The organism is Mucilaginibacter sp. PAMB04274 (assembly GCF_039634385.2).
Lineage (GTDB): Bacteria > Bacteroidota > Bacteroidia > Sphingobacteriales > Sphingobacteriaceae > Mucilaginibacter.
Map to the genome: position 1 here is coordinate 1173472 of NZ_CP155081.2, position 13197 is coordinate 1186668.

Genomic DNA, 13197 nt, shown 5'->3' on the forward strand with positions numbered 1-13197 from the left:
CACATTCTGATTATGTAAGCAATTTTGAGGGAGTAGTCTGCTCATTTATCGAAAGCCCAATTATAAAGGTATCAGCTCGTTTTTATAACTTCAATGTCAATAGTAACTCCATCTTTTAAAAGGATGGGAATAGCTTCTAAGCCAGGCACATAGTTAAATATCCGGCTATTATTGTTTGGTAAAAACTTAAATGGCATGCTGGATTTAACGCTTACCGTTGCTGCCTTTTTACTGATTACTAAGTGCTTGTTATTATTCAAATGTAACGTCTCCTGCTTTGATGCTATGATAGGGAATATAACGTCAACCGGCGTACTATGATCGGCTCCAAAAGCTTCATACTTAATCCTAACTTTATCTTTGGTAAACACATAGGTTATAGCACATGATATTTTTCCCGTAGGATGCTCGTGCTGATCGCGGTCGACGAGCTTAGAAGAAGTTTTCAACACTATACTATTTGCATCTTCTAACACTTCAATACGTGCCGATAGATCGTTAATGTTAGTATAAGTTTTATCATCTGTTTTTAATTCCAAACGTGGTGTAAGCGACATTGAAGATGGATCAGTATCCAACTGCATGTTATCGGCCTCGAGTAACTGGTATTCATTCATACTGCCGGCCAGTATAGGCCCGGTTAGCGGATGCCACAGCATGGTTAAAGCGCCCCCAGTAGGATGCCCGGCTCTATAATTCTTGTATTCACAATCGTACCCGGTAATGGTGGCCCTGAAATCATTTTGAGCTACCAGGTAGGTTTGTATTTCGGGATAAAATTTATAGTCATACACCTCCTCGCGGGGTAGCTTCAGATTACCCGGATACAAGGTGGCTCTATTACCATTATCTAATATAGTAGTAAGTGCCTTGGCATGACAAAAAGTATGATGTACGCTGGTTTTAACGCCATGTGAACTGTAATGCGGTCCGCCGGTTAATAAGCCATCATGTGTACAGGCCTGTAATAGCTTCGTATTTTGAAGCGCAGCTTTATAAAAGCGTGCATCCCTACTTGCTAATAAAGCGTATGCGGGCAGGCAGCCATCGGTAGTACGGCTGCCCCAGTAGGTCCATTTATAGTTGCGCGTGCCCCAGCTGTTGTCCCAGCCACCATCGGGCAGCATAAACTCTAAATGTGTTCGTAATGATTTAATTACCATATCCAGCACTTCTTCATCTTTAGTATGCAAGGCATACATTGTTAGTGCCGGCAACGATTCTTCTACGTTATAGGCTAAATCGATGGGCAGGCAACCTTTGGCGCTGTGTTTAAGGCTGCCTTCGCCGTATAAAAAATGATTATTTTTCGTAAAACATGCGAGTGATTGATGCGCAAATAAACGCCCTTTTTCGGTGTATGGCCTGTGATCGAGTATTTCACCTAGTAAGGTCAGCGCATAGGCTGCATTGATAGGGTAATTAATGTTGCCGTACTCAATAGTGAAAGTGTTGTACACATACTCACCGGCCTTTTTGAGCCTGTCGAGCATCCCTGCTTTCCATCCGGGATCAAGTACATTGCCATGCTTGCTTATGGCTTCGCAAAGCGCAATGATTGTAAATACCGTTGTTCCCTTCCATGAGCCTTTTACAGGTTCGTTGAGCCATGAACCGTCGGGCTGGGTGACGTTACGCTCCATCCACGCATACAATAGTGAAGCGGCATCCACATACCTGCTCTCTTGCGTTTGATTAGCCAGATAGAGCAGTGGATAAATAGTATCGGCCACACGACCATGCACCTTGCCATTGGCCGGGCTCAAGATTCCGCCGTAGTCGGCAGCATTCCGCTTGTCTTTAATCTGCAATTCAAGCAAGGCATTGACCCAGGTGGTCAAAAGCGAACGGCTCAGTGTATATAGCTCAGAAGAAGGCGCAGTAAACATCGACGCAGCATCAGCAGCATGTGTGGCTATAACTAACCCTGCTGTACCAACCGTAGCCGATTTAACAAAGCTTCTGCGGTTCATGTTATGGACATTGGATTAGGATGCTAACACTGGTTAGGGTGGGGTGATTAGCTCCTGCCTAAGAGTTCGTCCAGCTTGTTACGCTCAGTTTGTAACTCCCGGGCTAGTTTCTTTTCTTTTTCATTGGCTTTTACTTTGTAGGCTTTATACTCCTCGTCCAGCTCTTCGTAAAGCTTAATGCGGTATTTGGCTTCCCTGCGTGCACTGCCCGATTGCAGGATCACTATGGTGGCTACCGCACCAAATACAATAACAAGTCCCCACATTATTGAATTGTAAGTGGCTTTAGACACGGGTATGCCCAACAAGCTAATTGCATCAACTTTAGAATTTGACTCGCTCAGGCTTTGTTCTTTTGCATTAACGTCAGATTGTAAAGTTTGCACTGTTTTGCCCTGCGCAGTTAGTGATTTCTGCAACTCTTTCACTTTGTTTTTTTGAGCGCGCAAAGTATCGGTCACGTTTTTATAAAATGCAGCCAGTTGCGGCTTTTGGTAATTATAAAATTTAGAAGACAGATATTGATACTGACCGTTTAAGCTTTTATCGGTATTTACCGGAGCAGTAATAGGTTGTTGAGCAGGGTATGGATTACGTGCAACAGCCGGTGCCCGGTATGAAGTGGGTTTATTAACCGCAGGTTTGGCTTTACGGGTGCTGTCTTGTGCCGAAACCAACAGCACACTTCCCGAAAAAAAGATCGACAATAATAAAGCCTTAAAAGCAAAGCAAGTATTCATATAAATGATGGTTAGTAATTGCAAATAAACACAACTGTATTTAATATGTACTATTTAGTGTTAAAAAAAGCTTATTGATATAGCAATTTTGTGGAAGCCTTGCAATGCATACCTGCAGCTTTCGCAGACAATCCAGCAGGGCGAATACTTAGGTAATTCCAACCGTCATTTTACTGACGGTTAAAAATAGAAAAAAGATATTAGCCTTGCGAAACAGAATACTATCTTTCGGCAGTATATTATAAAAGTATAAAATGAACATCGGTATAATAGGTTTGGGCGATATGGGCAAGGTATATGCCAGGGCGTTTGCTAAAGCAGGCTATAGTGTGTGCGGCTGCGACCTGCCTCAAAACCGTGAGGTGTTGGAGGCCGATCTTAATCCGATAGGTGTTAAGCTTATGGATGATGGAAAGCAGGTGGCCCGTGTAAGCGATCTGCTTATATACTCGGTAGAAGCCGAACTGATGGAGCAGGTAATAGCGCAAAGTTGTGATGCTATTAAGTATGGCGCCATCGTGGCAGGGCAAACTTCAGTTAAGCATCCCGAGATTGAGCTGTTTGATAAGTATCTACCAGCCGATGTACAGATTATAACTTTCCATGCCATGCACGGCGGCGGATTTGAACCGGCAGGCCAAAAGCTTATACTCATACGATACCGAGCCACAGATGACGCTTACCAGCGCATGTTGGATTTGTTTGTTGCCATTGGTTCTGACCTGGTTGAATTGGCCGATTATCATGAACATGATCAGATTGTAGCCGACACGCAGGCCGTTACCCATGTGGGTTTCGAGAGTATGGGTACGGCGTGGGCTGCATCGGGCTTTTTCCCGTGGGAGAATGCTTCCTATTTGGGCGGTATAGACAATGTGAAGATTTTAATAACCTTACGCATATTTAGTTACAAAGCACACGTTTACGCCGGGCTGGCCATTTTGAACCCGTACGCCCGCCAACAAGTAAGGCGATATGCGCAATCAGAATCGGAGCTGTTTAAGCTAATGATACAGGAAGATGAAGCGACCTTGCGGGAGCGTTTATACAAAGCCCGTGATTTTGTATTTCATGAAAGCCGTAAACCTATCATGCTCAATGATGCGGTGATGGATGAATTTGCTTTTCATGGCAACCAGGGCGAGCGTAAGCCTAATTCGCATTTAAGTGTATTAAGTATGGTTGATGCCTGGTACCATTTGGGCGTAAACCCTTACGACAATCTGATAGGACAAACACCGCCGTTCCGTTTGCGCTTGGGTATAGCCGAGTACTTATTCAAGAACGACGATTTGCTGGAAGAATCTATACAAACCGCATTGTATGACAAATCTATTAGAGGCGATGATTTAGAGTTTCATTCGGCTGTACGAGAGTGGGCATCCATTATCAACTATGGGGATATAGAAGGATACAAGAAACACTTCAATCAGGTGCAATCCTTTTTTAGTGACAGGCTTGCCGAGGCACAAAAGCAAAGTGCCGATATGATACGGCGTTTAATGAAACCCTAACTGAATACATCAGCTATTTGCCCATCATTTTACGAACCACTTTACCATAAGACCTGCGAATATTCCAGGCGCGCTTTACATCGTTTAAAGAAGTTTTAAAGTAATACTTAGCCCAATCTTTATTCAAATAGCTTTTCCATGCCAAGTAGGCTTTGTGTAAGAACCGGCCACCTATATCCCATGGCTTTGGTGAGCCTAAAAAGTGCAGTATCATCCTGTCGGCAATTTTGGGCCTGTTCCTATAAGCGTACCAGGCACAGTTGTACGCTGCCGGAAGGTGGTAATAATTTTGTGCAAACACAGCGTTTAGCAGTGTTTGATCATGAGAAATTAAATCATTAGGATACCTCTCTGCAATGTTTAATAACTTTTGTTTGGTGTTTTCACTGCGCCAGTGAACAAGGTTCATCAGTAAAACGCCCGAATTAAAATAGTCGGCCTCTAATGATATGTTTAGCTTTCCATTCAGAAAGGGATTGTCTAAGGCGTGTTTTAATTTTGCGCCAGGCACCGCAGCTAAACCATAGTTGCCCAAATCGGCATCAAGCAGCTCTAGTACATCTACTTCTATAAGTAAATCGGCATCTAAATACATCACTACATCAACTGGCAGTAAATCGGCAAGCAGTAATCTCCCATAAGGGGTCCAGTCGCCATGCAAAGGAGTTAACATTTTAAACTGGCTTACCGGATCAAAATCAACCAAATGATACGAACCCTTAAAGTTTTCGGCATTTAACAGGAGCTTGATATTGTTTTTGTCTGTCTCAGTTAGTCCGGCACACATAAACCAGAATGTGATTTTTGACGGATCCGAGCAGTTTCTGATTAGTGATGATACTGTTGAACCTAAGCCCACAAGTGCTAAGCGATTTATACAGAAAGCAATATTTAACGAAGGCATCAGCGTTTAAGTTGTAGTACAAATTTGTATAGTGACAGTAGTGGGAGCGAAGCTATAAATAAACATTTAAATTAATTCCTTGTAATTAATGCTAACTTAGCCTGTGTATACAAAGCACACGCTAAATATATAAATCTTGCCACTACTATAAGTTCATTATGCTCCCGCCAAAGGTATCTGTTATATTGCCTGTTTATAACCAAGAAAAATATATAGCCCAAACAATTGACAGCGTATTAGCGCAAACCTTCCAGGATTTCGAGATTGTTATACTTGATGATGGTTCGACAGATAACACAGCACAAGTTATAAAAGAATACCTAAAAAAGGATGGTAGAATACGGGCATATTTTCATGATAACGCCGGGCGTAGTGAGGCTGCCAACAAAATAGTATCAATGGCTCGGGGAGAACTATGTGCTTTTTTAGATGCCGATGATATTATGCTGCCTCAACGGTTGGAAAAGCAGGTAGCATACCACCTCGCTCACCCAAATGTTTCGGCAACGAGTTGCAACTGCAGGTACATTGATAGCGACGGGAACGACAGGGGTGTTGCTGTATATCCCGGCCTCCGCTCCGAAGCGGAGTGCCGCGCTGCAATAAGCGAAAATAAGATAGTTATGATCGCCATCACCGGTTTAATGATTTACAGAGAAGCCTACGTTAAGATAGGCGGAATGAAAAAGAATTTTTGGCCGTGTGATGATTTGGAGATATCTAACAATATAATTGAACAGGGGTACATCCTGGTAATCATTCAGGAGATACTAATGAAGTATCGGGTTCACCCAAACTCCGACAGTGTAAAAAACAGGTGGTATGTTTTAAATTATACTGCTTACGCAAGGTATGCCATAAAACAGCGCAGAGCTAATTTACCAGTTGAAAGTTACAAGGAGTATGAGCAAAGAAAAAACAAGGACCCCTGGCTTGAAAGATTAAACCGAAAGAAACATAATTACGCAATTATATACCAAAAGAAAGCTGGCTTCTCTCTCCACGGAAAAGATTACGTGCGCTTTTTATACCAGATGGCAATAGTAGTGCTGTGTGACTTTAGCTACGCAAAGGCTGCTTTGGCAAACCGGCGCAAGCGTTAATAAAAGGTGCCAATTATCGCCTCTGCTGCCTTACTTAAATGGGCACGTTAATATCTTATACACTATTCAAGTGATGGCTTCAAGCATAGCAGGAGGCATTTCTTGTTGAATTACTCACCGACGAATTATATTGCTAAAAGCTGCATAAGTAAGTAATGTATTTGAGGAAGGTGGGCGTTTCTTGACGTCTAAATTCCATGAAAAGTTTGTGAACTAAAAAGGTTAGTCAAAATAGTTGATAATCAACCTCAAATTCTTTGAAAAATAATTCCGTAACTATTTGACACATAATTAAAAATTCCTATCTTTGCCCTCCCTTAAACCGGGAAAATGCCTTGAACGAAGCCCTACTGCTTCGATGGGCAAAACAAATTAATTAAGAAAATGTCAGGAATTATTGGTAAAAAAGTAGGAATGACCAGCATTTTCGATGAGGCAGGGAAAAATATTCCTTGTACAGTAATCGAAGCTGGCCCTTGCGTGGTAACTCACGTTAAGTCTGTTGATACAGACGGATATGCAGCTGTTCAGCTAGCATATGATGAGCAAAAAGAAAAAAACACCCCTGCTCCTCTAAAAGGTCATTTCCAGAAAGCCGGTACAACGCCAAAGCGTAAACTGGTTGAGTTCAAAACCTTCGAAGACGAAAAATCATTAGGTGACACTGTTACCGTTGATATTTTTGCCGCCGGAGATTTTGTGGATGTGGTTGGAACTTCAAAAGGTAAAGGTTTTCAGGGTGTTGTAAAGCGTCACGGCTTTAGCGGTGTGGGTATGCAAACTCACGGTCAGCATAACCGTTTACGCGCTCCGGGTTCACTGGGTGCTTCATCATGGCCTTCTCGCGTATTTAAAGGTATGCGTATGGCGGGTCAAACTGGTAATGTACGTGTTAAAGTACAAAACCTTGAAGTGGTTAAGGTGTTTGCCGAGCAAAATTTGCTGGTTGTTAAAGGTTCCATCCCAGGAGCTAAGGGTTCATTCGTAATCGTGGATAAATAAGATGGAAGTTAATGTATTAAATGTATCAGGTCAGCAAACAGGTGCCAAGGTGCAGCTTCCTGATTCGGTTTTCGCGGTAGAACCTAACGATCACGCAATCTATCTGGATGTTAAGCTTTATTTAGCTAACCAACGTCAAGGTACACACAAAGCAAAACAGCGTAATGAAATTGCAGGTTCAACCCGCAAATTACATAAGCAAAAAGGTACTGGTGGCGCCCGTGCGGGTAGCATCAAATCACCTTTGTTTAACGGTGGTGGCCGTGTATTCGGTCCGCAACCACGCGACTATAATTTCAAGCTGAACAAAAAGCTTAAACAATTAGCGCGTAAATCAGCCCTTACTTACAAAGCTCAGGATAACAGTATCGTTGTTTTAGAAGACTTCAACTTCGACAGTGTTAAAACCAAGAACTACATTAAGTTGGTTGCTGATTTAAACTTCACCAATGAAAAAACATTACTGGTGTTGCCTGCTGCTAACAACAATATTTATTTATCAAGCAGAAACCTGAAAAAAGCCAAGGTTATCACCGCCGATCAGTTAAGCACTTATGATGTGTTAAACGCTGGTAAGCTGTTACTGACTACAGGTTCTGTTAAAACTCTGGAGGAAGCGTTCGCTAAGTAATTATGGAGATATTAAAAAAACCTTTACTTACTGAGAAAGTATCTCTGCTAACAGAGAAACTGAATCGTTATGCTTTTAAAGTTGATCCAAGAGCGAATAAAATTCAGATCAAATTAGCAGTAGAAGCAATGTACGGTGTTACTGTTACCGCAGTAAACACAATGAAATATGCCGGCAAACTGAAGAGCCGCTCAACTAAAGCAGGAACTGTAACCGGGAGGCCAGCTGCTTTTAAGAAAGCGATCATCACTTTAAAGGATGGTGAAACAATAGATTTTTATAGCACAATATAAAAAGAGAAATGGCAGTTAAAAGATTTAAACCGGTTACTCCGGGTACCCGTTTCAGGGTAGGTGCTGATTACTCTGACGTAACTACCAACGTTCCTGAAAAATCATTGGTGGTTTCTCACAAGAAATCAGGCGGACGTAACAATACCGGTAAAATGACCATGCGTTACATCGGTGGGGGACATAAGAAATCATACCGATTGATCGACTTTAAACGTGACAAGTTTGACATCCCCGCAACTGTTGCTACTATCGAGTACGATCCAAACCGTTCAGCACGTATCGCTCTGCTTAACTATGCAGATGGCGAAAAACGCTACATGATCGCTCCAGAAGGCTTGACCGTAGGTCAGATAGTTCTTTCAGGTGCAGGTTCACCTCCTGAAGTAGGTAATACCTTACCGTTAAAGAACATTCCTTTAGGTTCTATCATACACAATATTGAACTGAACCCTGGTCAGGGTGGCACAATTGCCCGCTCTGCAGGAACATACGCACAACTGTCTGCCCGTGATGGTAAATATGCCATCATCAAGTTGCCTTCAGGTGAAACCCGTATGATATTGTCAACTTGTTTAGCTACTATCGGTACGGTATCAAATGCTGAGAAAGCAAATGAAGTACTGGGTAAAGCTGGTCGTAAACGTTGGATTGGTCGTCGTCCAAGAGTTCGTGGTGTTGCCATGAACCCGGTAGATCACCCTATGGGTGGTGGTGAAGGCCGTTCATCAGGTGGTCACCCACGCTCACGTAAAGGTTTGTTAGCTAAAGGCTACAAAACCCGCGACAAAAAGAAAACATCTGATCGTTATATCATAGAAAGAAGGAAGAAATAATGGCACGTTCGATTAAAAAAGGACCTTATATTGATCACAATCTGGACAAAAAAGTTCAGGTGCTGAATGATTCAAGTAAGAAATCTGTTGTAAAAACATGGTCACGTCGTTCCATGATTTCTCCAGATTTCGTTGGTCATACATTCGCTGTACACAACGGTAATAAATTTATACCTGTGTACGTAACAGAAAACATGGTGGGTCACAAGCTGGGAGAGTTTGCCCCAACCCGTACATTCCGTGGTCACGCAGAAAAGAAAAAATAATAGGCAATGGAAGCAACAACAAAAATTAAAAAGTCTGTATTAATCAGACAACGCAAAGAGCAAGAGAAAGCTCAGCAAGGAGGAGCTTCTGTTGCCAAATTACAGAACTGCCCAACTTCGCCGCGTAAAATGCGCTTAGTGGTAGATCTGATCCGCGGTGAGCAGGTTGAAAAAGCATTATATATCTTAAAATACACTAACAAAGAAGCAGCTATCCGTGTGGAGAAATTACTTCTTTCCGCTATCAAAAACTGGGAATCCAGAAATGAAGGCAAGCGTGTTGAAGACAGTGCTTTATATGTAAAAGAAGTTTCAGTGGGTGGTGGTCGTCAGTTAAAAAGACTGCGTCCGGCTCCTCAGGGCCGCGGATACCGTATCCGTAAGCGCTCAAACCACGTTACTTTAATTGTGGATAGTAAAACCGAAATCAACTAATTAGAAATGGGACAAAAAGCACATCCAATAGGTAACCGTTTAGGAATCATCCGTGGTTGGGATTCTAACTGGTTCGGTGGCAACAACTACTCCGATAAATTAGTTGAGGACGAAAAAATCCGCAAATACTTATCTGTACGTATTGCAAAAGGCGGCGTATCAAAAGTAGTTATTGAGCGTACCTTAAAACGCATCACTGTAACCATTCACACTGCCCGTCCGGGTATCGTTATCGGTAAAGGCGGTCAGGAAGTAGATAAGATCAAAGAAGAGCTTAAAAAACTTACCAAGAAAGACGTTCAAATCAACATTTTTGAAATCAAACGTCCTGAACTTGACGCTCAATTAGTAGCTGAAGGTATTGCTAAGCAATTAGAGGCTCGTATCTCTTTCCGTCGTGCAATGAAAACTACAATAGCTTCAACCATGAGAATGGGTGCTGAAGGTATTAAAGTGATGACATCAGGCCGTTTAGGTGGTGCTGAGATGGCACGTACTGAGCAATATAAAGAAGGAAGAATTCCTCTGCATACTTTCCGTGCTGACATTGATTATGCACTGGCTGAAGCCTTAACTACTTATGGTAAAATAGGTGTTAAAGTATGGATCTGTAAAGGTGAGGTTTACGGTAAACGTGATCTATCTCCAAACATAGGTTCAACCAGCAGCGCAAGTGGCCGTGGTGGTCGTCCGGAAGGCGCAGCCGCATTTGGCAACGAGCGTGGTGGTGATCGCCGTGGTGGTGGTGACCGTCGTCAAGGTGGTGGCGGTGACCGCAGAGGTGGTAACAACAGCAACCAGCGTGGTGGTGGTAACAACAACCGTCCAGGTGGCCAAAATCGTCAGGGTGGTGGTAACCGTCCGGGCGGAAACAGATAATTAATCAAAGTCGAGACAGACATCGTTTAGATATAATAAGCTAATAAAATGCTACAGCCAAAAAGAACGAAGTTCAGAAAGATGCAAAAAGGCAGAATGAAAGGTGCCGCCACTCGTGGTGCTGAGCTTTCATTCGGATCTTTCGGTATAAAATCACTCGAGCCGGCCTGGATTACCAGCCGTCAGATCGAGGCTGCACGTATCGCTGTAACACGTTTTATGAAACGTGAAGGCCAGGTGTGGATCAGGATATTTCCTGACAAACCCGTAACTAAAAAACCTGCAGAGGTACGTATGGGTAAAGGTAAAGGTGCTCCGGAATACTGGGTAGCGGTTGTACGCCCCGGCAGGATCATCTTTGAAGCAGAAGGTGTGCCATTAGAAGTTGCTAAAGAAGCACTTCGTTTGGCTGCACAAAAACTGCCAATTCAAACAAAATTTGTAGTACGTAGGGATTACGTAGAAGCATAGTAAGTTTACAGGTTGTAAGTTGTGAGTTGCGTAAAGAGCTTGCAACCTGTAACCTGAAATATAATAACAAAAGAAAGAAGCGTGACGTAAGCATCCAACTTACCTCTCACTGTTCAAAACTCACACAAAATGAAAAGCTCAGAAATATCAGCGCTGTCAACTGAAGAGTTGGTTGCTAAAATTGGCGAGGAAAAAACTAATCTTACCAAACTGAAATTTGCACATGCAGTTTCGGCGATAGAGAATCCTATCCGTATTAAAAATGTACGTAAGGAAGTTGCTCGTTTAAATACTGAATTAACCAAGCGTAAAGCGGCGTCAGCTTCTGAACAGCAATAATTTAAGCGTCGAAACAATGGAAAGAAATTTAAGAAAAACACGTACCGGACTGGTAGTAAGCAACAAGATGGATAAATCTATCGTGGTTGCAGTAGAAAGGAAAGTAAAACACCCTATCTACGGTAAGTTCGTAAACAAAACTGCCAAGTTCATGGCTCATGACGAAGCTAATACCTGTGGTATTGGTGATACCGTATTGATTATGGAAACACGCCCACTGAGCAAAAATAAAAACTGGAGATTAGTTCAAATTTTAGAAAGGGCTAAATAAGATGGTACAACAGGAATCGAGATTAAATGTAGCTGATAACAGTGGTGCTAAAGAAGTGCTGGTTATCCGCGTATTAGGCGGTACAGCTAAGCGCTATGCCTCTGTTGGCGATAAAATTGTAGTAACTGTAAAGAGCGCTATACCATCAGGTAACGTTAAAAAGGGTACTGTATCAAAAGCCGTAGTTGTAAGAACCAAAAAAGAGGTTCGCCGTAAAGACGGTTCTTATATCCGTTTCGACGATAACGCAGCTGTTTTGTTAAACAACCAGGATGAGCCTCGTGGCACACGTATCTTCGGTCCGGTAGCAAGAGAGTTACGCGAGAAACAATTCATGAAAATTGTATCATTAGCACCGGAGGTATTGTAACATGGAAAACAAAAAAGTAAAATTAAAGATCCGTAAAGGTGACCTGGTTAAGGTTATTGCCGGTGATTCAAAAGGTCAGCAAGGTAAGGTTACCGAAATCATAATCGATAAAAACCGCGCGGTGATTGAAGGTGTCAACATGATATCTAAACACACTAAGCCCAATGCAGCCAACCCTAACGGTGGTATTGTAAAAAAGGAAGCCGCTATTCATATCTCTAACCTGGCATTGGTTGATCCTAAATCAGGAGAAACTACCCGTGTTGGTCGTAAAAAGAATGATGCTGGTAAATTAGTTAGAGTATCAAAAAAATCAGGGGAGGAAATTAAATAATGTCTTACGTTCCAAGATTAAAATCCAAATACAAAGAGGAGATCCGTACCGCACTGAAAGATAAATTTCAGTACAAAAGCGTAATGCAGGTTCCTAAGTTGGAGAAAATTGCAATCAACCAGGGTGTTGGTGCTGCTACAACTGATAAGAAACTGATTGATACTACAATTGCTGAACTGGCAACTATTACCGGTCAAAAACCAGTTGCTTCGAAATCTAAGAAAGATATCTCGAACTTTAAGTTACGTAAAGGTATGCCTGTAGGTGTACGTGTTACTTTACGTGACAACAACATGTACGAGTTCTTAGATCGTTTGATTGCTGTTGCGCTGCCACGTATTCGTGATTTCAAAGGTATCAACGATAAAGGATTTGACGGAAAAGGTAACTATACATTAGGTATTACCGAGCAAATCATTTTCCCTGAAATTAACATTGACAAGATCAACAAAATTCAGGGTATGGATATTACCTTTGTAACTTCGGCAACAAATGATGTTGAAGCACTAGAGTTACTTAAACAGTTTGGTTTACCATTTAAAAATCAAAATCCTACTAACAATGGCTAAAGAAGGTGTAAAAGCGCGTGAAGTTAAACGTGCTAAATTAGTAGCTAGATATGCTGATAAAAGAGCAGCCCTAAAAGCCGCTGGTGATTTCGAAGCGTTAGACAAATTGCCTAAAGCGTCATCACCGGTTAAATTGCACAACCGTTGCAAGCTTACCGGCCGCCCTCGCGGATACATGCGTCAGTTTGGTATTTCACGTGTAACGTTCCGTGAAATGGCTCTGGCCGGAAAGATCCCCGGAGTAAAGAAAGCTAGCTGGTAACAATCAGT

The 13197-nt window shown here is 42.3% G+C and carries 19 protein-coding genes; 16 read left to right on the plus strand and 3 right to left on the minus strand.

Annotated features, from left to right (window positions below; translation table 11 throughout):
• Positions 1-71: 71 nt before the first annotated feature.
• Entirely contained in the window at positions 72-1973 is a 1902-nt protein-coding gene (locus ABDD95_RS04770; RefSeq protein WP_345950763.1) for a hypothetical protein, read from the minus strand.
• Between the two features lie 47 nt (positions 1974-2020).
• Positions 2021-2713, minus strand: coding sequence for a hypothetical protein (locus ABDD95_RS04775; protein ID WP_345950764.1), 693 nt, complete (start codon positions 2711-2713; stop codon positions 2021-2023).
• Positions 2714-2967: 254 nt separating this feature from the next.
• Here ABDD95_RS04775 and ABDD95_RS04780 point away from each other — a divergent pair, with 254 nt between their 5' ends.
• Positions 2968-4227 carry a prephenate dehydrogenase gene (locus ABDD95_RS04780; protein WP_345950765.1) on the plus strand — a complete coding sequence of 420 codons (1260 nt, stop codon included), beginning with the start codon at positions 2968-2970 and terminating at the stop codon, positions 4225-4227.
• A gap of 13 nt (positions 4228-4240) precedes the next feature.
• Here the strand turns inward: ABDD95_RS04780 and ABDD95_RS04785 are convergent, their stop codons facing one another.
• Positions 4241-5131, minus strand: coding sequence for a glycosyltransferase family 8 protein (locus tag ABDD95_RS04785; RefSeq protein ID WP_345950766.1), 891 nt, complete (start codon positions 5129-5131; stop codon positions 4241-4243).
• Positions 5132-5289: 158 nt separating this feature from the next.
• Between ABDD95_RS04785 and ABDD95_RS04790 the strand changes: the two genes are divergently transcribed.
• The 15 genes from ABDD95_RS04790 (at position 5290) to rpsN (ending at position 13189) form a co-directional block, all read left to right on the plus strand.
• The gene (locus ABDD95_RS04790) at positions 5290-6234 is read left to right on the plus strand and encodes a glycosyltransferase (RefSeq protein WP_345950767.1); all 945 of its coding nucleotides are present in this window, start codon (positions 5290-5292) and stop codon (positions 6232-6234) included.
• 384 nt (positions 6235-6618) lie between these two features.
• Complete coding sequence (rplC, locus tag ABDD95_RS04795) at positions 6619-7236, plus strand: 50S ribosomal protein L3 (protein WP_345950768.1); 618 nt, start codon at positions 6619-6621, stop codon at positions 7234-7236.
• Position 7237: 1 nt separating this feature from the next.
• Positions 7238-7867 (plus strand): 50S ribosomal protein L4, encoded by a 630-nt coding sequence (gene rplD / locus ABDD95_RS04800; RefSeq protein WP_345950769.1) that lies wholly within the window; start codon positions 7238-7240, stop codon positions 7865-7867.
• A gap of 2 nt (positions 7868-7869) precedes the next feature.
• Positions 7870-8160, plus strand: a complete 291-nt coding sequence (gene rplW, locus ABDD95_RS04805; RefSeq protein ID WP_345950770.1) for a 50S ribosomal protein L23 — start codon at positions 7870-7872, stop codon at positions 8158-8160.
• Between the two features lie 8 nt (positions 8161-8168).
• A complete protein-coding gene (rplB, locus tag ABDD95_RS04810) occupies positions 8169-8993 on the plus strand; it encodes a 50S ribosomal protein L2 (protein WP_345950771.1) in 825 nt (274 codons plus the stop codon).
• Positions 8993-9259 carry a 30S ribosomal protein S19 gene (gene rpsS, locus ABDD95_RS04815; protein WP_311952162.1) on the plus strand — a complete coding sequence of 89 codons (267 nt, stop codon included), beginning with the start codon at positions 8993-8995 and terminating at the stop codon, positions 9257-9259. The genes rplB and rpsS overlap by 1 nt, the downstream gene beginning before the upstream one ends.
• Before the next feature lie 129 nt (positions 9260-9388).
• Positions 9389-9694 carry a 50S ribosomal protein L22 gene (gene rplV / locus ABDD95_RS04820; RefSeq protein ID WP_345952094.1) on the plus strand — a complete coding sequence of 102 codons (306 nt, stop codon included), beginning with the start codon at positions 9389-9391 and terminating at the stop codon, positions 9692-9694.
• Between the two features lie 6 nt (positions 9695-9700).
• Positions 9701-10573 (plus strand): 30S ribosomal protein S3, encoded by an 873-nt coding sequence (gene rpsC / locus ABDD95_RS04825; protein WP_345950772.1) that lies wholly within the window; start codon positions 9701-9703, stop codon positions 10571-10573.
• 48 nt (positions 10574-10621) lie between these two features.
• Positions 10622-11044, plus strand: coding sequence for a 50S ribosomal protein L16 (rplP, locus tag ABDD95_RS04830; protein WP_345950773.1), 423 nt, complete (start codon positions 10622-10624; stop codon positions 11042-11044).
• A 129-nt stretch (positions 11045-11173) separates the two neighbouring features.
• Positions 11174-11383: a 50S ribosomal protein L29 gene (rpmC, locus tag ABDD95_RS04835; RefSeq protein WP_345950774.1), complete on the plus strand. Its 210-nt coding sequence runs from the start codon at positions 11174-11176 to the stop codon at positions 11381-11383.
• Positions 11384-11399: 16 nt separating this feature from the next.
• Complete coding sequence (rpsQ, locus tag ABDD95_RS04840) at positions 11400-11654, plus strand: 30S ribosomal protein S17 (RefSeq protein ID WP_158825047.1); 255 nt, start codon at positions 11400-11402, stop codon at positions 11652-11654.
• Between the two features lies 1 nt (position 11655).
• Positions 11656-12024 (plus strand): 50S ribosomal protein L14, encoded by a 369-nt coding sequence (rplN, locus tag ABDD95_RS04845; protein ID WP_158825046.1) that lies wholly within the window; start codon positions 11656-11658, stop codon positions 12022-12024.
• Position 12025: 1 nt separating this feature from the next.
• Positions 12026-12358: a 50S ribosomal protein L24 gene (rplX, locus tag ABDD95_RS04850; protein WP_345950775.1), complete on the plus strand. Its 333-nt coding sequence runs from the start codon at positions 12026-12028 to the stop codon at positions 12356-12358.
• Entirely contained in the window at positions 12358-12927 is a 570-nt protein-coding gene (gene rplE, locus ABDD95_RS04855) for a 50S ribosomal protein L5 (RefSeq protein ID WP_345950776.1), read from the plus strand. Before rplX ends, rplE begins: the two co-directional genes overlap by 1 nt.
• Positions 12920-13189 (plus strand): 30S ribosomal protein S14, encoded by a 270-nt coding sequence (gene rpsN, locus ABDD95_RS04860; protein ID WP_345950777.1) that lies wholly within the window; start codon positions 12920-12922, stop codon positions 13187-13189. The genes rplE and rpsN overlap by 8 nt, the downstream gene beginning before the upstream one ends.
• The last annotated feature ends 8 nt before the right edge of the window (positions 13190-13197 follow it).

Bases quoted from the DNA above. Each gene is read 5' to 3' on its own strand.
- ABDD95_RS04770 (WP_345950763.1), bottom strand. From the start codon at position 1,973: ATGAACCGCAGAAGCTTTGTTAAATCGGCTACGGTTGGTACAGCAGGG.
- rpsN (WP_345950777.1), top strand. From the start codon at position 12,920: ATGGCTAAAGAAGGTGTAAAAGCGCGTGAAGTTAAACGTGCTAAATTA.
- rplW (WP_345950770.1), top strand. From the start codon at position 7,870: ATGGAGATATTAAAAAAACCTTTACTTACTGAGAAAGTATCTCTGCTA.
- ABDD95_RS04790 (WP_345950767.1), top strand. From the start codon at position 5,290: ATGCTCCCGCCAAAGGTATCTGTTATATTGCCTGTTTATAACCAAGAA.
- rplE (WP_345950776.1), top strand. From the start codon at position 12,358: ATGTCTTACGTTCCAAGATTAAAATCCAAATACAAAGAGGAGATCCGT.
- rplP (WP_345950773.1), top strand. From the start codon at position 10,622: ATGCTACAGCCAAAAAGAACGAAGTTCAGAAAGATGCAAAAAGGCAGA.
- rplN (WP_158825046.1), top strand. From the start codon at position 11,656: ATGGTACAACAGGAATCGAGATTAAATGTAGCTGATAACAGTGGTGCT.
- rplC (WP_345950768.1), top strand. From the start codon at position 6,619: ATGTCAGGAATTATTGGTAAAAAAGTAGGAATGACCAGCATTTTCGAT.
- ABDD95_RS04775 (WP_345950764.1), bottom strand. From the start codon at position 2,713: ATGAATACTTGCTTTGCTTTTAAGGCTTTATTATTGTCGATCTTTTTT.
- rplB (WP_345950771.1), top strand. From the start codon at position 8,169: ATGGCAGTTAAAAGATTTAAACCGGTTACTCCGGGTACCCGTTTCAGG.
- rpsS (WP_311952162.1), top strand. From the start codon at position 8,993: ATGGCACGTTCGATTAAAAAAGGACCTTATATTGATCACAATCTGGAC.
- rpmC (WP_345950774.1), top strand. From the start codon at position 11,174: ATGAAAAGCTCAGAAATATCAGCGCTGTCAACTGAAGAGTTGGTTGCT.
- rplV (WP_345952094.1), top strand. From the start codon at position 9,389: ATGCGCTTAGTGGTAGATCTGATCCGCGGTGAGCAGGTTGAAAAAGCA.
- rplD (WP_345950769.1), top strand. From the start codon at position 7,238: ATGGAAGTTAATGTATTAAATGTATCAGGTCAGCAAACAGGTGCCAAG.
- rplX (WP_345950775.1), top strand. From the start codon at position 12,026: ATGGAAAACAAAAAAGTAAAATTAAAGATCCGTAAAGGTGACCTGGTT.
- ABDD95_RS04785 (WP_345950766.1), bottom strand. From the start codon at position 5,131: ATGCCTTCGTTAAATATTGCTTTCTGTATAAATCGCTTAGCACTTGTG.
- rpsQ (WP_158825047.1), top strand. From the start codon at position 11,400: ATGGAAAGAAATTTAAGAAAAACACGTACCGGACTGGTAGTAAGCAAC.
- ABDD95_RS04780 (WP_345950765.1), top strand. From the start codon at position 2,968: ATGAACATCGGTATAATAGGTTTGGGCGATATGGGCAAGGTATATGCC.
- rpsC (WP_345950772.1), top strand. From the start codon at position 9,701: ATGGGACAAAAAGCACATCCAATAGGTAACCGTTTAGGAATCATCCGT.